19 protein-coding genes and 1 tRNA gene are annotated in these 19,724 nt (G+C 69.9%); 17 read left to right on the forward strand and 3 right to left on the reverse strand.

Annotated elements, in window-relative coordinates:
* Window positions 1-38: 38 nt before the first annotated feature.
* From RMO51_RS09450 to RMO51_RS09460, 3 genes are all read left to right on the forward strand, one after another.
* The gene (locus RMO51_RS09450) at window positions 39-764 is read left to right on the forward strand and encodes a VTT domain-containing protein (protein ID WP_310394112.1); all 726 of its coding nucleotides are present in this window, start codon (window positions 39-41) and stop codon (window positions 762-764) included.
* Between the two features lie 108 nt (window positions 765-872).
* Window positions 873-946: transfer RNA gene (locus tag RMO51_RS09455), tRNA-Arg, on the forward strand.
* Window positions 947-1,248: 302 nt separating this feature from the next.
* A complete protein-coding gene (locus RMO51_RS09460) occupies window positions 1,249-1,800 on the forward strand; it encodes a hypothetical protein (RefSeq protein ID WP_310394113.1) in 552 nt (183 codons plus the stop codon).
* On the opposite strand, the gene RMO51_RS09465 is transcribed toward RMO51_RS09460, so the two are convergent.
* From RMO51_RS09465 to RMO51_RS09475, 3 genes are all read right to left on the reverse strand, one after another.
* On the reverse strand, window positions 1,797-1,997 hold the full coding sequence (locus RMO51_RS09465; RefSeq protein ID WP_310394115.1) for a hypothetical protein: 201 nt from the start codon (window positions 1,995-1,997) through the stop codon (window positions 1,797-1,799). The genes RMO51_RS09460 and RMO51_RS09465 overlap by 4 nt on opposite strands.
* Before the next feature lie 128 nt (window positions 1,998-2,125).
* The gene (locus RMO51_RS09470) at window positions 2,126-2,383 is read right to left on the reverse strand and encodes a hypothetical protein (protein WP_310394116.1); all 258 of its coding nucleotides are present in this window, start codon (window positions 2,381-2,383) and stop codon (window positions 2,126-2,128) included.
* A complete protein-coding gene (locus RMO51_RS09475; RefSeq protein WP_310394118.1) occupies window positions 2,380-4,170 on the reverse strand; it encodes a hypothetical protein in 1,791 nt (596 codons plus the stop codon). The genes RMO51_RS09470 and RMO51_RS09475 overlap by 4 nt, the downstream gene beginning before the upstream one ends.
* Before the next feature lie 661 nt (window positions 4,171-4,831).
* On the opposite strand from RMO51_RS09475, the gene RMO51_RS09480 reads away from it, so the two are divergent.
* The 14 genes from RMO51_RS09480 (at window position 4,832) to RMO51_RS09545 (ending at window position 19,706) form a co-directional block, all read left to right on the forward strand.
* Window positions 4,832-5,032 carry a hypothetical protein gene (locus tag RMO51_RS09480; protein WP_310394120.1) on the forward strand — a complete coding sequence of 67 codons (201 nt, stop codon included), beginning with the start codon at window positions 4,832-4,834 and terminating at the stop codon, window positions 5,030-5,032.
* Between the two features lie 207 nt (window positions 5,033-5,239).
* Window positions 5,240-6,019, forward strand: a complete 780-nt coding sequence (locus RMO51_RS09485) for an antA/AntB antirepressor family protein (RefSeq protein WP_310394121.1) — start codon at window positions 5,240-5,242, stop codon at window positions 6,017-6,019.
* A gap of 327 nt (window positions 6,020-6,346) precedes the next feature.
* Window positions 6,347-6,529, forward strand: coding sequence for a hypothetical protein (locus RMO51_RS09490; protein ID WP_310394123.1), 183 nt, complete (start codon window positions 6,347-6,349; stop codon window positions 6,527-6,529).
* A gap of 123 nt (window positions 6,530-6,652) precedes the next feature.
* Complete coding sequence (locus RMO51_RS09495; RefSeq protein ID WP_310394124.1) at window positions 6,653-7,291, forward strand: hypothetical protein; 639 nt, start codon at window positions 6,653-6,655, stop codon at window positions 7,289-7,291.
* A gap of 2 nt (window positions 7,292-7,293) precedes the next feature.
* Window positions 7,294-7,905, forward strand: a complete 612-nt coding sequence (locus RMO51_RS09500; protein WP_310394126.1) for a hypothetical protein — start codon at window positions 7,294-7,296, stop codon at window positions 7,903-7,905.
* Window positions 7,906-7,909: 4 nt separating this feature from the next.
* Window positions 7,910-9,409, forward strand: coding sequence for a phage terminase large subunit (terL, locus tag RMO51_RS09505; RefSeq protein ID WP_310394131.1), 1,500 nt, complete (start codon window positions 7,910-7,912; stop codon window positions 9,407-9,409).
* A 31-nt stretch (window positions 9,410-9,440) separates the two neighbouring features.
* Window positions 9,441-10,154 (forward strand): hypothetical protein, encoded by a 714-nt coding sequence (locus RMO51_RS09510; RefSeq protein ID WP_310394133.1) that lies wholly within the window; start codon window positions 9,441-9,443, stop codon window positions 10,152-10,154.
* 130 nt (window positions 10,155-10,284) lie between these two features.
* The gene (locus RMO51_RS09515; RefSeq protein ID WP_310394134.1) at window positions 10,285-10,743 is read left to right on the forward strand and encodes a hypothetical protein; all 459 of its coding nucleotides are present in this window, start codon (window positions 10,285-10,287) and stop codon (window positions 10,741-10,743) included.
* 86 nt (window positions 10,744-10,829) lie between these two features.
* Window positions 10,830-13,460, forward strand: coding sequence for a hypothetical protein (locus tag RMO51_RS09520; protein ID WP_310394136.1), 2,631 nt, complete (start codon window positions 10,830-10,832; stop codon window positions 13,458-13,460).
* 1 nt (window position 13,461) lies between these two features.
* On the forward strand, window positions 13,462-14,166 hold the full coding sequence (locus RMO51_RS09525) for a hypothetical protein (protein ID WP_310394137.1): 705 nt from the start codon (window positions 13,462-13,464) through the stop codon (window positions 14,164-14,166).
* Between the two features lie 3 nt (window positions 14,167-14,169).
* A complete protein-coding gene (locus RMO51_RS09530) occupies window positions 14,170-14,505 on the forward strand; it encodes a hypothetical protein (RefSeq protein WP_310394139.1) in 336 nt (111 codons plus the stop codon).
* Between the two features lie 126 nt (window positions 14,506-14,631).
* A complete protein-coding gene (locus tag RMO51_RS09535) occupies window positions 14,632-15,204 on the forward strand; it encodes a hypothetical protein (protein WP_310394141.1) in 573 nt (190 codons plus the stop codon).
* Window positions 15,205-15,210: 6 nt separating this feature from the next.
* Window positions 15,211-17,391: a hypothetical protein gene (locus RMO51_RS09540; RefSeq protein ID WP_310394143.1), complete on the forward strand. Its 2,181-nt coding sequence runs from the start codon at window positions 15,211-15,213 to the stop codon at window positions 17,389-17,391.
* A gap of 89 nt (window positions 17,392-17,480) precedes the next feature.
* The gene (locus RMO51_RS09545) at window positions 17,481-19,706 is read left to right on the forward strand and encodes a hypothetical protein (protein ID WP_310394144.1); all 2,226 of its coding nucleotides are present in this window, start codon (window positions 17,481-17,483) and stop codon (window positions 19,704-19,706) included.
* Window positions 19,707-19,724: the final 18 nt, after the last annotated feature.

The raw sequence follows: 19,724 nt of genomic DNA on the forward strand, positions 1-19,724 counted from the left end.
CGGTGGCCCCCCCCGGTGCCGCCCTACCTTCGCTGCCCATGAGATTTTTGCGCGAGCTTTTTCAGAGAAACTTCTCCACCCTGCTCACCATGTTTCTGCTGGTGGCCGTGCCGCTGCTGGGCTCGGCCTCGCTGCTGGGGCTGCTCTACCGGCAGCAGGAGCTGCTGCGGCACCTGAGCGCGGGGCAAATGCTGCTGTATTTCGTGGCCATTGCCTTCACCATGGCGTTTGCCTTCACACCCACCACGTTCGTGGCCATCGTGACGGGCTACTACTTCGGCTGGGCGGCGCTGCCGGGCATGGTGTTGGCCTACGCCCTGGCCGCCACCATCGGCTACGAGCTGGCCCAGCGCCTCGACCACGGCAAGCTGCGCCAGTTCCTGCGCCTGTTCCCGAAGGCGGACGCCGTGCTGGGCGAGCTGCGGCACCAGAGCTGGCAACTCATCCTGCTCACGCGCCTCTCCCCCGTGCTGCCGTTTGCGCTCATGACCTTCGTGCTGGCCATCGTGGGAGTGCCGCGCCAGCGGTTTTTGTTGGCCTCGGTGGTGGGCATGCTGCCGCGCAGCCTGTTTTTCTACTGGCTGGGCACCCAGGCCTCCGACGTGCTGGCGCTGCTGCGCAACCCCGACCAGGGCACGCTGAGCAAGCTGTTGCTGATTGGCTTGGTGGTGACGTCCCTGTTCGGCCTGTTCATCATCTTCAACCGCGCTTTGCAAAAAGCCCTGCGCCGCAGCACCGCCGACAGCCCCGAAACGGGCGGCTGATTGTGAATCAGTTGCCCGCAGCACCAAACTTTTCTTCGCGAAAAAAGGGCCCCCGGCTTGCACTGCCGCGTTTTTTCCGCTTACCTTTGCGCTCCCAACGCGGGAACTGGTTGTGTAGCTCAATTGGATAGAGCATCTGACTACGAATCAGAAGGTTTAAGGTTCGACTCCTTACACGACCACTGGAAACCGCCTCTACAGCACGTAGGGGCGGTTTTTGCTTTTCTGGGGTACAGCATCGGGTACAAGCCCACGGTCTGGGCTACGTTGCTGCGGGCTGCCGCAGGGCGCGGATGGCTTTTTTTAGGCGGGCCTGGGGCCTTTCCGTTGGCCGGGTTTTCGGGACGCTTCGCCCGCTTTTTGGGCCCGCCCGCCGCCGCCTGCTTCGCCCGTAAGGCTTCGGGCGTTCGACCCAGGGGGGGCGCCGCTACATTTGACGGGCAATCCCTTCGCTTGGCGGCCGCGCAGTTCGCTCGTACTGTTGATGAAACACCTCTTCTCTGTTCTGTTTGCCTTTCTCTGCCTCGCCACCGGCTGCTCGAAGAAGAGCGCCGACCCGGCCCCGGACAACACCCCCACCGTGGCCTCCCAAACGGCCCTGCTCACCGCCGGCCGCTGGAGGCTGACGGCCTACACCATCAGCGGCGGCCAGGCCAACGCCGCCCCGTTCGACTACATCGCCAAGCGCAGCCTCACGAATAACACGTTGTTTGAATCCACCCGCGGCGACGACTTCGTTCGCTTCAGCACCGACGGCACCTGGGTGCAGGACGAAGGCGCCACCCGCGCAAACAGCTTCCCCCAAATTCGCTTTCAAGGGACCTGGTCCTTCGATTTGCCCAACCAAGCGCTCAGACTGAGCGGAATGCGGTTTGTCTTCAACGCCAACCAGCGCCCCCTAACCTCCCCAACCCCCCTCGACCTGGTCGAGCTCAGCAACCAGCGCCTGGTGGTGGTCTACAACGACTTCGAAACGGCTCCCGGCGTCATCGGCGGCATCTCGACCAAGGAAACCCTCACCTTCGAATCGTTCTAGGCCGGGTCAATCCGGCCCGGAGAATTAGCTTCTAGCGGCGAGTAACGCGGCGGGCAGGGGGCGACCTCGACCAGCGCCCGGCAGCAGGCGCGGACCTCGCCCAGCAGGCGGCGGGCGGCGCGCACGTGGCACAGCAGGTGGGCGCGGGCAGGGCCGCTCAGGGCGGGCAGGGGGGCAGGAGACTGGGGGTGGGTCACGGTTGCGGGGGAAGGTGTGCCCCTAAGTAGCCCACTGCCCTCGCAACCGGACCGTTTTTGCGGGGCATTCCGTCTTTTTATTTTTCGGGGTACCGGATTTGCACCTCGGGCCCGAATCGTGCAATTGGCTACGCGCGCAGGGCCCGGATGGCTTTTTTGAGGCTCGCCTGGGTGAAGTCCTGGGCCAGGAGCCAGTCCAGGTAGGTTGGCGCGGCGGCCTGGACCTGGCCCAGGGTCTGGCCGCGGTGCTTGCCGAAGCCGAGCAGGGTAGCGCCCGGGTCCGGGGCCGCCGGGTGGGCCGCGGCGGGGGCCCGGCAGAGCCAGGCCGGCCAGGGCTTCATGCGTTGCGGGCGCTCGATGATGGGGGGGTAGTCGGTGGAGCTCATTGCGTCAGGTCGTGGGGGTTGGCTAGGCGCGCAGGGGTCGGTCCGGCTCCACGTCGGCGAAGAAGGCCAGGCAGTCCTCCCAGCAATACATCGGGTCGTCGGGGCATTGGTTGCTGCGGATGTGGCCCGCTGCCGCTTCGAGCACTTCCCGGCACCGGGCTTTGCTCAGGCCAAATTCCTTGCGCAGGTGTTTGAAGCTGACGTAGAGGCCGTCGGCGCGTTGGATGAATTTCATCTGCTTGAGGGGGGATTGGTGACGGGGGTGGGGTTGCTTTTTCGGGGCCTGCGGGGCGGGCGGCCGCGCTGGTTCGGGCCAGGTTTTTGGCCAGCCACTCGGGCTCGACAGTCGGCGCAAGGCCGGCCGCTTCAGCGAAGGCGGCGCGCAGCAGGGCCTCGGCCACGGGCACGTCGCGCTCCCGGACCACGACGCTGTCGTGGATGGACGCCGCCCAGATGCCGCGCTGGTGCAGGGCCGGCAGCACGGTGTCCACCACCAGCCCGGCTTCGATGCGCTGGAGCTCGACTGCCAGGTGCTTGTAGCTTTCCGCCTTGCCAGCGCGCACCAGGGCGTAGACGCTCGGGTAGTTGGCCATGAACCACTGGCCGAGCCGGCTGCCTTCCGTGTGCTTGGTTTTGCAGAAGAAGACCGACCCGAACATTTTGCCCTTGAATTCCTTGCGGGCGCGGTATTCTTCCGCCTGCAGGCCGTGGGCGTCCGCGGCCAGGTTGTAAAAGGCGCCGGCGGCGGTTTCCCGGCGGTAGCAGGCCGCGTCGGCGGGTAGCGCCTGGTCCTGGTAGCGGCGCTGGAGCAGCACGTTGAGCAAAAAAGGCTGGGAGTTGCGGATGTCGAGGTTGAAGAGCTTCTCGCCGGGGTACTGGGCGTGGTAGAGGAAGGCGCGCGAGGGGGTGGCTAGGCTGGTGAGCGTGGTGAACACCCGCGAGCGCGGGTCGGGCCGGGTCACGTCCTGGAAGTGGCCGCTGGCCAGCCGCTCGACCGTGACCAGGTTGCGGGCGTGCGAGGCGTACACGTTCTCCAGCAACGCCCCGTACCAGGTCAGGGCGAGCGGCTGGCCCGCGGCCAGGGCCTTCTTGCGGGCAGTTTTCAGGCGCGAAGCGACCTCGGCGTGGGCCGGCAGGGCGATGGCCTCGTCGGTCGCCTTGGCCAGGTCCAGCAGGTAGCCGTAGCGCTTTTTGGGGCACTTGGCGGACGAGAGCAAGGTCTTGTGCCCGGCCAGGAAGCCGAGGGTGCACGCGTAGACTTGCTCGTTGGCGGCCAGGGCCGCCGCGCGGTGGATGCGCAGCTGGTGCACGTCGCGGCCGATGCGGGCGAGGAGCCGGTCGCCCGTGGCCTCCCCCGTGGCCCAGGCGGCGGCGGTGCGCCGGTCGAGCTTGCGGCCGAGCGATTCGGGCTTGAGGAAGTTGAGGCGCAGGAGCTTGCCGCGGAAGGCCGGGGCGAAGCGGTAGCCCAAACTCTTGCCGGTGCGGTGGTCGAAGCGGTTATCGCACTCGATGAGGCCGTGGATTTGGCAGTTGTGGAGCACGGCCTTGGCGTAGCGGGAGCCGACCAGGTCCTTCAAAACGGCTTGGTTGACCGGAATGAAGTCGTCGGCGTCGAGCTTTGGGTTGTAGACCGGCGCCGTGGCCAGGCGGTCGAAGAGAGCGGCGTACTTGTCGTGGTGGTCCATCACCGCCCGCTCGTCGAAGTCCCAGGTGCGCAGCATGCCGCAAATGTCAGCCAGCGGGCCGGGCACGAAAAGGGGGCGGTCGGTGTCGTAGAAAACGGCCACGGGGGCGGGGGTTTTAGGGGGAGTCGGGGGTCTCCGGCGTATCAAGGCCAGGGGCTAGGATAGCGGGTTGATACCCCCGGGTAGGCCCTAAAACCAACTCCTACCCGGGGCCCGGCCAGATTTAGCGAGTCCTGGCTTCTCGGAAGACCCAGCGGGCCTTCGGGGGTAAATACGCGGACCGACGCCTCGTTTTCCGTTTTGCGCAGAAAATATTTCAATGCGGTCGGTCAGCAACGCGAAGCACCTCTGCGCGGGGCAAGGAAACGGAAAAAGGAGCCGCCCCCGGTCTACGCCAAGTCGAATTCGCCCGTTACCCGCGGCGCAAAAACGTGGAAAATTTTGCCTCGCGGGCGGGCGCGCGCGCGGGAGTTCCGGAAGCAAGATTGAGAAAGGCAAAGGGGGCTCCAACAGGCCCACCTGGAGGGCCACCACCACCCGGGCCCACCACCAGACAACCCCACCAGGCAACCCCATCAGGCTCCACCACCAAGTCCCCTTTACTCGGGTACAGTTGGCAGAAAATCTCGATGCGTTCGTTTGGCCAATGCTTTTTTCAAGGTGAGCATCGGGGAGTCACCCACTCGCTGGTTGCTTCGTAGCTTCTGGTTGCTCCGTAGCTTGGTGCTCACTTTCCATCCCCGAACCCCAACCGTCTGTTTATATGCCAGCCCTGGTCACCAAGTACCGCATCTACTTCCTCTCGGATAGTGCCGCCGAACAAGGCGGCGCACACAAGCCGCACCTAGTACCTGTTGACGTCGCTCTGGAGTTCAACAGCCACCAGGAAGCCCTGGTTTGGGCAGAAAATATACTGGTGAGCCGGGGCACCTTCACCATTCTAACCGTCTATCGGGCCACCTAACCCAACGCACATCACCGGAAATTCGGCCAGGGCCGTCTCGTTGTCGAGTAAAAGAAGTGGAGGTAGAGGGCCAACTGCGGGTCGCACAGGCCCAGGATTTGGGTAATCTGCGCATTGGCGTAGGGCCGGTGCCGCTCGCCCCGAAAAAAATTTGGGATAACCAAGCCGGAACCCGCCCGGCGAGCCACCCCGAGGCCTAGTTAGGGCATGACCACGCCCCTGAGCCCCGAAAACCTGACCCTCATCGCCCCCCGCAAAAGCGCCGGCGGCCGCGACATCGTCTCCGCCCGGGCGCTGCACCAGTTCCTGGAGGTGGCCACGCGCTACAACGACTGGTTCCGCCGCCGCGTCGAAGAGTACCGGTTCGTCGAAAACCGCGACTACTCAAAGTTGAGTACTGACAATCAGGAAGTTGTCATCACCCTGGACATGGCCAAGGAGCTGGCCATGGTCGAGCGCAACGAGCAAGGCCAGCGGGCCCGGCACTACTTCATCGCCTGCGAAAAGCAGTTGCGCTCGGCCCTGGCTAGCCCGGCCCTGCCGTCCACCTACGCCGACGCCCTGCGCCAGCTGGCCGACTCGGTCGAAGCCCGTCAGCGGAGCGAGCAAGCCCTTCAGCTCCAGGTCCAGGCCACTACCCAGGCCCGCCACGAGCTCCAGACGGTGCAGCAGGTGGTGGAGGCTCAGCAGCCGGCCGTCGAGCTCGTGGCGGCCGTGTTCGCGGCCGGGGACCTGCTCGATTTGGAAACCGTGGCCAAAACGTTGGCCCTGCCCGGTCTGGGGCGCACCAACCTGGTGAAGCGACTCGTCGACGAGAAGGTCTTAACGAAGGACAGCAAGCTGCCTTATCAGCCGCTCGTTAACCAAGGCTACTTCCAGGTAAGGCACAAGACCCACACCGACGCGGGCGGCCGGACCCACGCCACGGCGCAGGTGATGGTCACGATGCGTGGCCTGGACTTTCTGCGCCGCCGGCTGGGTCGCTAGCACCGTCCGCGTCGGGGCCTGGCTCGTCGCTGCCGCCGCTCAACTCTTGCACCATTGCGCGCAGGGATGAGCCGGCGGGTAACCCCTGCGCCTCGTCCAGCGCCTGGTAGTGCCGTTGGACCTCCAGCAGTGTACCTTTTTTTGAGGGCATGGAACCGAGGGGTTGGTGGTGGTTGAGCAGCGCTTGTCGGGAAAAATCGCGGCCTCGAAGATAGGCGAAACGTGGTGTTCCGCAACGGGGAAACGAGCCGGTTCAGTCCCGCTGCTCCGGTTCAAAAGGCACCTTGCGGGCTTCGTATTCCCGGGTGTACCCACCTCACCACCCGCATGCGTTTCTTCTTCCTCGCCTTTGCCGTCCTGACCCTGCTCACCGGCGCCTACTGGCTCTTCGACGCGCCCGGCTCGGGCGCCGCCCCGGCTTGTTGCTTCTTCGCCGCCCTGGCCGCCGGCACGGGTCTCTATAACTGGATTCGGTTTGGCTCGCCCCTGCGCGAAGCCCGGCGCCGCTAGCCCGTGCCCGAGACCCTGCTGCTCCTCCCCCGGTCGCGTGGCCGCAAAATAAACTTCGCGGAAAGCCCCCAAAATCTGCCCGGTCGCGGGCTCCACGGGCTAGTTAGGCGCACACCCCTCCCCGTGCCCCTCCCCCCCCTTTCTGCCCCCGCCCCGCGGCCTGCCGTTCTCCCCCCCGCCGAGCTCGCCGCCGCCTTTCTGCTCACCATTGGCCGCACCCACGCGCGCCGGTGGCAGCGCTTCGCCTACCAGCTGCGCCGGCACCGGGCCGGGGCCGACGCCGGCGCGGAGGACGTCTTCGCCGACACCCTGCTCAAGTGTCACGAAAAAATCGGCCGGGAGGGGTTGGCGGACGCCAGCGGCCGCTGGGCCGAAGCCTACTTCGACCGCGCCTGCGAGCGCAACCTGGCCCGCTACCAGGAGCAGGCCCGGGCCACGGCCCGCACGCACCGCTCGCTCGACGCCCCGGCCCGCGAGGGGGCCCCGGCCTTCGCGCTGCCGGCACCGCCGCCCGAACCCCGCGGGGAGGACCCGCTGCCGGGCCTCATCCGGCAGGCCCTGGCCGAACGCTTCTCGCCCTTCGAGCAGGCCGCCTGGGCCCGCCACCTGGCCGGCGACACCTGCCAGGCCATTGCCGCCGACCTCGGCGTGGGCGACCCGCACGCGCTGTGGCGGCGGCTGCAGAAAATGAAAAAAACCCTGCGCGAGGCCTTTGCCGCCGACTACGCCGCCGGGGCCGACCCCTTCGACTTCGCCGACTAGCCATGCCCGTCAAAAAGTCCACGCCGGTGAAGCCCACGCCCGCCAGGACCTCAACCGCCACGCCGGTGAAGCCCCCGCGGCCCTCCCGGCGCCGGACACTCCCGGACGGGCTCCGCGCGCCCGCGCACGAGGGCTCGCCGCTGCCGGTCTGGCGGGCGGCCTTTTTGAAGGGGCTGGCGGCCACGGGCAACGTGCGCGAGGCCTGCGCCGGGGCCCAGGTGAGCCGCTCGCGGGCCTACGAGGCCCGGACTGAACAGCCCGCCTTCGCCGCGGCCTGGGAGGAGGCCCTGGCCCAGGCCGCCGACGCGCTCGAAGCCGAGGCCTGGCGCCGGGCGGTGGAGGGCGAGCGGCGCTACCAGTTCGACCGCGCGGGCCAGCCGCTGCGCCACCCCGAAACGGGCGCGGCCTACTACGAGCTGGCCAAGAGCGACGGCCTGCTCACGCTGCTGCTCAAGGCCCACCGCCCCGAGCGCTTCAAGGACCGCTCGGCGGTCGAAACCGGCCCCGCCCCGGCCCCGCCCTACGATTTGTCCCGGCTCAGCCCGGCCGAGCTCGAACAGCTCGAAGCGCTGACCCGCCGGGCCGCCGGCCCCGATTCCGCCCCAACCCCCTGACGCCGTGCTTGCCCCGAACGCCGCTTCCCTGCCCGCCGCTTCCCTGCCCGGGGCCCCGGTACCGCTGGACGAGATTGTGGCGCAGGCCTGCCGCAACCGCTTCTACCGCTTCTTCGTCGAGTTCTGGCCGACCATCGAGGCCGTCGAGCTGCAGGCCAACTGGCACATCGAGTACCTCTGCGACGAGCTCCAGGACGTGTACGCGCGCTGGGAGCGGGGCGAGGCCCAGCCCGACGTGCTCATCAACATCCCGCCGGGCACGAGCAAGAGCACCACGGTGACCCAGCTGTTTCCCGCCTGGCTCTGGCTCAAGCGGCCCAGCTTGCGCGTGATTAGCTCGTCTTACGCCGCCTCCCTCTCGGTGGGCCACGGCATCAAAACCCGGGACTGCCTGCGCTCGGACAAGTTCCAGCGGCTGTTCCCGGGCCTGATTGAGGCCAAGGATGACGAGGACGGCAAGACGGCCTACCGCAACACCCGTGGCGGGCAGCGCTACACCACCTCGACCGGGGGCGCCGTGACCGGCGTGCACGCCGACTTTATCCTGCTCGACGACCCGCTCAAGCCCGATGCCGCGAGCAGCGAGGCGGGGCTGGCCGCGGCCCGCAAGCACCTGCAGACGCTGGCCACCCGCAAAACCGACAAGGCCCGCTCGGTGACCCTGCTGGTCATGCAGCGCCTGCACGAGAAAGACCCCGCCGGCATCTGGTTGGCCAGCGGGCGCCCCTTGCGCCACATCTGCCTGCCCGGCGAGCTGACGGTGGACGCCGCCACCGGCGAAGCGGGCAAACAAGTGCGCCCGCCCGCGCTCCGGGACCGCTACGTCGACGGCCTGCTCGACCCTCAGCGGCTCGGCCGGCCGGTGCTCCAGACCCTGGCCACCGCGCTGGGGGCCTACGGCTACGCGGGCCAGGTGCAGCAGCTGCCGGCCCCGGCCTCGGGCGGCATTTTGAAGAAGGCCTGGTTCCGGACGCTGACCTGGGAAGCCTTCCTGCAGCTGCCCGGCGCCCGCGCGGCCACCTGGCAGTTCGACGCCGACACCGCCTACACGGCCAACACGGCCAACGACCCCTCGGCCCTACTGGCCTCGACCTACCTGGGCCAGACGCTCTACGTGGGCCACGCCTCGGAGCACTGGCTGGAGCTGCCCGCCCTCAAGGCCAAGCTCCTGGAGCTGGTCAAGGCCCACGGCTACGGGCCCCTCTCCAAGCTGCACGTCGAGCCCAAAGCCTCGGGCAAGTCGGTGGTGCAGGAACTGCGCAGCCTCTCGCAGCTCAACGTGGTGGAGGCCCCCGCGCCCGAAGCCGACAAGCTGACGCGCGTCAACGCCGTCTCGCCTTTCATCGAAGCCGGCCGGGTGGTGCTCCTCGACGGCGCCTGGAACGAGGCCTTCGTGACCCAGTGCGCGGGCTTCCCCACGGCCGCCCACGACGACATGCTCGACTGCCTGACCCAGGCCATTGCCCGCGCGCAGAAACCCACCGGCGCCTTCGCCTGGGCCTGATTCTTAATTCCTACTTAACTACTTAAAAAAGATGCCCCGCCTTACCCTCACCGACTCCGACGGCGCCGTGCTCACCGGCACGCTGCCCAGCGGCTGGCACGACACCCCGCTGGCCGCCTACGCCGCCCTGGCTGCGGCCCAAACCGTGGCCGAAACCTGCCAGGCCGTGGCCCAGCTGCTCGGCCTGCCCGCCGAGCCTTTCCTGGCCGACGTCTCGCTGCTGGCCCCGGTGCGCCGGGCCGCCCCCTTCCTCTTCGACGGCTCCCTGCCCGAGGCCACCGAGCCGGTGGGGCAGTTCTCGCACGAGGGGCACCTCTACGGGCACGTCGGGCACCTGGATAAAATCAGCGCGGGGCAGATGGAAGCTCTGCTCGGCCTGCTCCAGACGCACGCCGAGCAGCCCCTGGCCGCCGCCCCCGCCCTGCTGGCCGTGCTCTACTGCCCGGTGGGCCGGGCGCAGACGGCCGACGTGGTGGCGGCCACCGCCCGGGCCTTCGCCGCCCTGCCCATGGCCGTGGCCTGGCCCGCTCTGGCGGCTTTTTTACGGAGCTCGGCGGGTGCCGCGCTGAGCATCCGCACTGCTTTGGCACTCGAAAAAGAAGCCCTGGCCCTGCTCGGCGCCTTGGAGACGGCGGTGAGCCGGCCGACGACGGGTGGGGGTTGGCGCATCTCCTCTTCGAGTATGCGGCGCTGGCTCACACGGCAGTGGATACGGTCCGCCAGGAAAATGCTTACTCCGTCCTAGAAACCGTCGAGTACCACCGGGCCATGGCCGCCCGCCGCCCGCCCCGCTAGCCGACCTGCCCTCGGTGGTACCGAGGGCAGGTTTTTGGCCCGCCGCCTGCAATTTTCCCCGCCGCCCGCTTCCTGGCACCATGCCCCTCTCCTTCGCGCAGCTGCTCACCACCCTCCAGGCCCTGGGCACCCGCCGGCTCGCCATCGGCCGCGCCCGCCTCGGCTTCGAGGGCGCCGGCGAGTACCCGGTCCTGGTGGTCGAGCCCGACCCGCTGGTGAGCGAGACCAGCCGCGGCCAGCTGGTCTACGAGCTGGCCCTGCTCGTGCTCGACCGCGCGCGCGACCCGGCCGGCGCCTACCGCCCCGACCCCGACCAGGTGCCCGCTTTGCTCGCCGCCACCGGCCAGTGGGCCGACGAGCTGGTGGAACAGCTCCGCGCCGAGCACCCCGGCGACGTGGTGCTGGGCAGCGTCTCCCGGGCGGCCCTCACCGATTTTGGCGCCGACCTGGCCACCGGCTGGCGCGTCGAGCTGCGCCTGCAGGCCCGCCAGGACCTCAACCGCCAGGCCAACGCTTCCTTATTTGAAGCCAGAAGCTAGGAGCTGGAAGCTAGCCTGCTTGTCCCCAATCTCCCAGCTTCCAGCTTCCAGCTTCTGACTTCCAGCTTCTACCTACTTAACACACCATGAGGGTTCCCGACTTCACCGCCCGCAACCGCGCCATCAACGACCTCGGTCTGACGGCGGACGTGAACGCGGACAGCTTCCAGCTGCAGCAGATTTCGCGCCACCTCAACAGCCTGCCCCCGGTCGCGGTGAGCTTCTACAGCCCCACCAGCCCGGGCTACGCCCCGGGGCGTACCACCCTGCTGGGCCTGGACACCACCGGCTATCCGCTCCACACGCAAATCGTGGTCGAGTTTGGACCCAACGGGGAGTACATCGAGCGCTGGCAACTCATCTACGACGCCCTGGGCCCCCGCCAGGCGCTGCTCGACTACGGCGGCGAGGCCCTGCCCGTGCGCTGGGAGCGGGTCACCGACAAGCGCAGCGGCGTGCCTTCCTACGACGAGCTGCAGCTCCGGGCCCCGGCCGGGGGCTACGTGTTTGCGGAACGCGACCTGATGCGCGACTACGCCGGCGGGCCGGTGGAAAAGTTTTTCGCGGCCTTGCTCGATGGCCCGCTGCCCCGCCCCACCGACCCGGAGGGCGACGCCAACTGGCGCCGGGTGGGGGACGAGCAGGTGCCGGACCCGACCCCGTTTACCTTGTTCGTGCCGCTGGCCGCCGCGCAAAGCGCGGCCGCCGACGAGCAATTGCGGGCCCACCGCCAGTACCGCATCCTGGGCGGCGACGCGGCCGCCAGCGGCCGGGACGTCATCGCCTACGCGCTGAGCCCGACGGCCTTCGACCCGCGCGCCTTCCGGGTCACGCCGGCCACGCCCAGCAGCCAGGAAACCTACGAACCGGGCACCTACGAACTCGTCCCCGGCGCCTTCGTCCCCGGCCCGGTAGCGCCCGACTCGGTGGCCCTGCCCTTCCTCGCGCCCGAAGTGCGGGCCCTGCTGGCCCTGGGCGCGGCGCAGCTGCTCACCGTGCCGGCCGGGCAAACCAGCCTGGAAACCACGTTTTTGACCTACGCCTTCGGCAATTACGCCGGGGACGAAATCCACGTCCTGAACGGGGCCCTGGACGAGATTCGGGACCTGAGCGGGGACAGCACGCTGTGGACGGCCGGCGACACGCAATCCTACACCTTATTTGGCGGGCTCTACGCTTTTACCGTGACCCCCGCGGACCCCGCCCGCCCCGTGCACGTGCTGCTGCGGCGGGCGCCCCAAGGGGGCATCCTCTACGACGCACTGGGCCAGGAAACGGACGGCGCCCCCACCAATAAATCTTTTTCCGACGAAATAGACAACCTCTACAACGTCCTGCAGGAAACCGTCGACGAATTATCGCTGAACAAGGCGGATTTGGTCAACGGCAAAGTGCCGGCCGGCCAACTGCCGTCCTACGTGGACGACGTGCTCGAATTGCTAACCTTCGCCGCCCTGCCGGCCCCGGGGGAAGCCGGCAAGCTGTATCACGTCACCGACGACCCGACCCCCACGGCCAACGGCCTGTACCGGTGGTCGGGCACGGCGTACGCCAAGCTGCCGGCCGGCTACGTGCGGCCGGCCGTGGAAGTCCGCCGCCCCGACGGCACGGTAACGGCCATTCCGCCGTCCGCCGTGCCGGGCAACGAGCTGGTCGACGCCCTGAACCAGTCGGGACAAAGCGGCGGCCCGGGGGACGTGCTGGTGGCCTTCACCCGCAAGGGCGGGGACCTGGGCCGCGTGAACGTACTGGGCAACGACAACACGGTGTTCGGATTCGGGACGCAGCTGCTCGACAACGGCGTTGGGTTGTCCGTAGGCGACAATACGACCAACCGCTTTTACGACGTGCTGTTTGAAAGCAGCCTGCCGCAGTCGTCTTTTTTCTGCCAGGTTGGCCACGCCCGGGTGGAGTTGTTCGGCGGCCGCCTCAAAACCCCGGCCGGCGGGGGCTACACGGCGATTGGCGTGGACCTCGTCCTGACGGACGTGCGGGCCACGGGCGTGAACCTGCGCGGGCAAGTGGCCCAGGGCGGAAGCACGGCCGGGTTCGTGTACTTGCGCGGCAGCACCCGGGTCGACGCCGCCGTCCTGGCCAACGTCAACGTCGTGGACCAGCGCGGCAGCGCGGCCGGCACCTTCGTGCCGCTGACCGGTACCACCCCGGGCAACGGCCTGAGCGGTCCGCTCGAATTAAAGGCCGGCCACCAGCTCCGCCTGGCCGGCCCGGCGGTGGGGTACGCCTTCGAAAACCAGGCCGGCAACCTGGAATTGTTGCGCAACGGCCAAAAAGTGGCCTTGTTCAACGACCAGTTTCTGCAACTCTCCCGCGGGGGCGGCGGCGTGGTGACGCTCGGCGCCTCGGCCGGCAACGAGCTCTTGGTCAACGGCCAGCCCGTGGCGGGCGGCGGCGGCGTCTCCACGCTGGTCATCGACAGCACGGCCGCCCTGCGCGTTTCGCGCGGCATCCCGGTGTACGAAGCCGTCGCCGGCCTGGAAGAAGTCTACGAGACCAACGCCAGCGCGGGGCGCTACCAGCTCGACAAAAACACCCTGTCCGGCACGCGCATCTTCGGCCCGCCCGACCAAAGTCGGACCCAAATCCTGACCGCCCTGCAGGCCCTGACCCCGGCCGAGCGCGCGGCCGGGGTGCGCCTCTACGTGAAAACCGTGCCCGTGGTGCCCTCCGACGCGTCCACCCTCCTCATCCGCCTCTAACGTGAACGTTCAATTCCTCACCGCCAGCCGCGCCGACTTTCCCGCCGCCGTGGTGGCCGCCCAAGTACCCGAAATGGGCGCGCTCTACGCGCGTTACCAAAACAACGACGCCAACTTGTTGGCCGACGGCAGCGGCAACATCACCACCTGGCTCGACAGCAGCGGCCGGAGCAAGCACCTGACCCCCCCGCGCAGCGGCACCCAGAAGAAAATCGTGGTCGACAACCGCCCCTACCACCGATTCAACGACTCGGGCTTCGACGTGCTGCAGGCCCCGGACGCCTTCCCGGTCTCCTCGGACTACAGCCTCCTGTTTCGCTGGCAGCAACTGGTGAAAATCGACAAGCAGTCGCCGGTCTCGGCCGCCGGGCAGCACGCCGTGGCGATGCGCGCGGCCGGCAATTCGCCGGCGCTCTGGGGCAACACGGGCTACCTGGCCGAAGCTCCATCGAACCCGCCGGCCGGCGGGTTCTACACCCTGTTTGTGACCTACGACAACGCCACCGGCACGGCCCGCACCTACATCAACAACGTCTTGGGCGCCACCCAGGGCGGGGGCAGCGCCAACACTGCCGGCACGCTGGTGCTCGGCGATTTCCTCAGCGGCTTTTTTGGCTGCCCCCAGGCCCTGCTGGGCGAGCTGGTGGTCTACAACACGGTGGTGGCCGCGGCCACCCGCGATTACTGGCACTCCAACCTCACGTAAGTCATGGCCCTCAAAATCACCATTCTATCCTCCGACCCACTGCTGCGCAACACCCCAATCCAGGCCACGCGCTACTACGTGCACCTCGCCGGGATTCATTACATAAAGGACGAAAACACGGGTTCGCTGCCCGTGCGCTACTACGCCATCACCGACAACAACATGCCCTCGGGCCCGCAGCTGACGGGCAGCGGCTTGCCCGAAATCGTGCCCATTTTGCGGCCCATGGAAATTTTGGCCAGCCAGAGCGAGCCGGCCGTCCTGATTTGCTACCGCCTGGTGGCCGAGCACCTGCTGGCGGCCTGCGCGCCGGGGGCCACGGTCGAAAACCTCTTCTAGGCCCGCGCTCGCATGGTCCTCGTCCTGCCGTTTTGGGTGGTGCTAGTCTTCGCGGCCGGGCTGCTCGGGTGCCTGGGGGCCGTGGCCCGCAAGCACCGCCGCTCTCAATAATTACCAAGTAAAAAAATGGCCGCTCCCACTCCTCTGCGCGACGCTTTGCAGGCCATCGGGCGGGCCGTGGCCGGCGACCTGCTGCGCCGGCTCGACGCCACCGGCCGCACCCCCCTGCGCCCCAACTCGGCCCTGAAGCGCGCGCTGCTCGCCCCCGACGCGGTGCGGGTCGTGGCCGGCCCGGGGGGCAACCTGGGCCTGCAGCTCTTCGCCCCCGACTACCTGCCAAGCGTCGACGCGGGCCGCCGGCCCTTCGCCCGCAAGGTGCCCCTGGCCGCCATCCTGCGCTTCATCCAGGACCGCAACCTGCGCTACCGCGCGCCCACCACCGGCCGCTTCGCCCGCGCGCGGGTGCGGCTCCGGGCCGTTAATCGTTCGCCGATTGGGGAGGGCACCCCGGCCCAGTCGGTGAACAAGCTGGCCTTCCTGATTCAAAACGCCATTTACCGCCGCGGCATCCGGGCCCGGCCCGTGCTGCTGCCCGCCTTCGCCCTCGGCCAGGACCTGCTCGACCGCTACCTCGACGAGCAGCTGCTCGCCGTGCTGGCCGCCGAGCTCGACGCCCGGCTCCCACTCCTTACCCCGTAAAAAAACATGCCTCTTTCGCCTTCGGACATCTACCTACGCGGCTGGGAAGACGCCGCCCGCAACAAGCGCGTGGGCGTCTACTACGCCCCGCCGCCGGCCGACGGCAGCTACACGCGGAGCGTGTACGTCGAATCCTTCCCCCTCGACCCGGGCCGGCAAATGGAAACCGGCGGCTCCCCCCAGGACGGAATTCCCGAGAACGTGCTGCTGCTCACGCGCACCGACGGCCCGGCCCCGGGCGAGCGGGTGCGCGTCTACAGCCAACGCCGGTCCTTCTACGCCTACATCTTCACCGAAGCGGGCGACTTGCTGGTGCTCAACACGGTGGTCACCGGCCCGGCCAGCCCGGTGCCGGGCGCCCCGGGACGGGTGGCCTTCGACGTGCGCTTCCCGGTCGACGTCCCCACCCGGCCGGTCGACCTGCGCGTCTACCGCCAGCCCGGGGGCGAGCAAGCCCCCCCGGTCGCCGAGCGGCTGGGCATTGCCGCCCCGGCCCGCTCCGAAGTGGACCTGCCGCCCGGCGACTACCTGTTCTTCTTTCGCAGCGGGGCCGGCGAGCTGCAGCGCTACCTCACCGTGCCGCCCTACGTCTCGCCGCTGCCCGCGGTCTGCCGCGACGAGGCGGCCGACAACTACGTCGACGACCCGACCCGGGCCTCGGACCCGGGCCTGTGCACCTACTCGCCGCCCCTGGCCCTGGCCGCGCCCCTGCCCGCGCTCGTGCCCAACGGCCGGCCCGTGCTCGTTACGTTGGCCGCGGCCGCCCTCCCCGGCGCCGTGCCCGCCCCGGCCGAGGCCACGCTGGACTGCTCCTTTCTGGGCGGCGCCGTGGGCGTGGTGCTCACCCTCAACGGCTACCGCTTCACCAGCGGCCCGCTGGTGGACGCCACCCGCTTCGAGGACGCCGCTTCCCTGGCCGAGGCCCTGAACGCGGTCGCCGCCCTGGCCGCCGGCTACCGCATCCGGGCCGTAGCCGGCGGCCAGGTCCGGCTCACCGCCCGCGCCGACGGCACCGGCGGCAACCTCGACGTCGCGGTCAGCAACCCGGCCCGGGTCGTGGCCACCGCGGCCCCGGGCGTCAACCGCTACCGCTCCGAGTCCCGCCGCCGCTGGGGCTGCTTCCTGGAGGTGTGGACCGGGGCCCCGGAAAGCAACCCGAGCCCCTTTTCGGACCGCTACGCCGACGCCTACCGCGACCGCTACGGCCGGCTGGCCCCGGCCCCGGCCGGCCCCGCCCTGCCCGTGCTGGTCCAGCGCCTGGAGCAGGAGCTGCGGGCCGACAACGCCTACGTCTTCGACATCGCCCCGGCCCTGCGCCAGTTCACCGGCCACGCCTACCCCAACCCCGACGGCAGCTGCCCCGACCGGCTGAGCTCCTACTTTTTGCGCTACGGCGAATCCTACGCCACGGCCGCCAGCACCCGGCGCGAGCGCTACGCGGCCGCCAGCGAGACGGCCTGGACCATTGACGCGGTCGAGCTGGGCCCCGAGGTGGCCGGGGGCCTCTACCTGCTCAGCCGCCGCCCGGGCCCCTGGCGCAGCGCCGGCCCCGCGCACGCCGCCCCGACCCTGCTGCTGGCCCGCCCCGGCGGCCTGGGCGCCGCGGCCCTGCCCGCCACGACCGAGCTGCTCACCGTCCGCTACGACGGGCTGGTGCAGGTGGTGGCGGGCCCGCCGCTGCCCGCCGGGACGGTCACCCGCCTGGCCCTGCCGGCCGCCGTGCTCGCCGGCCAGCGCACGGCCGAGCTGCGCCTGGACCCGGGCACCGGCGGCTCCCCGGTGCGGGTCGGCGCCCTGGCCCTGCTCGACCGCCCGGCCGCCGAAAACACCGCGCTCACCTTCGCCAACGGCCAGGGCGGCTTCGACACGGTGGTCTTCGAAGGCCTCCGCGAGGAGGGGCTCAAGCGCACGGCCGCCACGTACGCCACCCCCACCGGCTCGGCCACCCGGGCCGCCGAGACGGCCGAGCCCTTCCGCCTGCACTCCGGCCCGCTCACCGCCGACGAGTACCGCTGGCTGCGCCGCGAGCTGGGCAACTCGCCCAGCGCCTGGCTCGAAACCCCCCAGGGCCCGCTCGCCGTCACGCTCACCGGCCTGGCCGCCGACAACGACGAGCGCGCCGGCGCCTACGCCCTGGTGCTCGACGCGACCCCCGCCGAAGAGCCAATCTACGGCATCACCAATTAGTGCTTAGTGGTTAGTGATTAGTGGTTAATCGCCCACTGCTCACCACTCACCACTAATCACTCACCACTGAACACTAACCACTAAAAAAGATGCGTTCGCTGACCCTGTTGCTCGCCGGCCTGCCGGCCGATTTGCCCGCCCAGACCCGGGGCCTGGTGCGCCTGACCCAGGCGCGCGCCCCGCTGGGCGATTTGGGGGCGCGGGTGGGCGAGTACAGCTGGCCGCTGACCTTGCCGCCCACGCGCGGCAACGCGCGCATCTTCGGCGTCGACGCCCTGCACCCGGCCGGCCTGGACAAGTTCCGGGCCCTGGATTACCCCTTCGAGCTGCTGGTGGGCGGCCAGCGCCTGGCCGGCACCTTCCGCCTGAGCGCCCTGCGCGGGGGCTACACCGGCGCCCTGCTCGGGGCCGGCACGGCCTGGGGCCAGCTGCTCGGGGAGAAGACCCTGCCCGAGCTGGGCTTCGCCCCGGTGGCCTACGACGGCTCCCAGCTCGAAGCGATTCAGGCCCTGGACGGCGACCAAACGGACCTGCAGTTCCCCCTAATCGCCTACGGCAACTTTTACGCGCCGCCCCGGCTCACCACCGGGCCGGACGGCACGAGCGAACTGGTTTCGCTGCCCCCCCAGGCCCGGCTGCTCTTTCCGCTGGCCGTCGACGACTGCCCGCCCTGCGTGTACTACCGCAACGTGCTGCGCCAAATCTTTGCCGACCTGGGCTGGACCCTCACCGGCCGGGTGCTCGACGAGCCGGCCTGGCGCGCCGCCCTGCTGGCCCCGGCCGGCGCGGACCTCGACGCCGCCTGGCCCTGGGGCGGCCTGCTGCCGGCGGCGGCGGCGGCCACTATTCCCCAGCAGCAGGACAGCTTTTTTGAGTACGGGCCCGGCAGCGACAATTTTTCCAGCACGGCCGTGGGCGTCGACGAGCCGGGCCGGGTCCGCTACTTCGGCCTGGCCACCGACCAGGTCACGGCGGGCGGCGGCACCCGGGCGCTGGCCCCCGGCCAGGCGGCGTACACGGCCCCGCGGGCCGGGGCCTATTCCTTTGCCTGGTCGGCCACGGTGGCCGCCGCTTCGCAGTTCATCGACGAGCAGAACAACCCCGGCGGGGCTCGCTACGCCCCGCACTTTGCGCCGGTGGTGCTCGGCCTGGTCGTGTTCCGGGGCGGGGAGGGCTACGAGGGGGCCGACGGGGGCGTCAGCACCGGCGGCACCGGCGCCTTCGCGCCCGGCCAGCAGCGGGTGACGGGCTTCGTGCGCCTCGACCAGCCGGGCAGCTTCGCTCTGCGCACCGGGGCCTTCGCCGGGGCGGCCCCGCGCCTGTACCTGGAGGCCGGCGACGCGGTGCGCCTGCTCGCCTTCACGTGCGTGCAGTACGAGCGGGCCGGCGACGGCCTGAACAAGTACACCCGCAAGGAATTGCACCTGACCCTGGCGGCCGCCGCCTTTGCCTGCACCGCCTACGAGGACGAGCAGGGCACGAGCGAAACCCGCCTGCGGCCGGCCGCCTTTTTGCCGCCGCTGCGCCAGCGCGACGTGCTGCGCGACTTCCTGCTGCGCGTCGACGCGGTGCTGCTGGCCGACGCCGGCCGGCGCACCGTGGCCGTGCTCACCCGGGGCGAGCTCAGCGCCGCCGCCGGCCCGCCCCTGGCCCTGGGCGCCGTGCTCGACGCGGCCGGGGCCGAGTTCGTGCCCGCCGCCGGGGCCGGGGTCAGCGCCCTGCGCTTCGCCGCCGCCGAGCACCCGGCCGAGCCCCTGCCCGTCGCCGGCGGCCCCGACGCCGTGCGCCTGGCCGTGGGGCCGCCCGGCGGCAGCGAAACCGCCCTGCCCCTGCTCTACGCCCCGGTGGCCTTCCGCCGGGTGGCCATCGCCCAGCCCGGCGGCGGCGAGGCGGCGGCCGAGCTGCCCACCCTGGCCACGGCCGCGGCCCTGGCCCAGCCCCTGGCCGAGGTCGAATGGGACGTGGCCGGCCAGCCCCCGCGGCTGCTGCGCTACCTGGGCCCGGAAGCCGACGGGCCGACCGTGCCCTTCCAGCAGCGGCACGTGCCCCTGGCCCGCGCCGCCTGGGACGGCCCCCTGCGCGCGGCCGGCCCCGAGGGGTCGGTGGCCGCGTATTACGGCGAGACGGCCCGGCGCCTGCGCCGCGGCCACGTGGCCAAGCTGCCCGGCGTGCTCACCCCCGCCCAGTACGCCCAGCTCACGCCGGGCCGCCGGGTGGACCTGCACGGGGTGGCCTACACGGTCGAAGGCATCGGGCAGTTCGACCCCGCCGACGAGGCCGCCGCGGCCACCGTCGAGCTGCTGCGCGAATGCTAACGGCGCTGCGCGCCAATT

This window comes from Hymenobacter sp. (assembly GCF_031398885.1).
Classification (GTDB): Bacteria; Bacteroidota; Bacteroidia; order Cytophagales; family Hymenobacteraceae; genus Hymenobacter.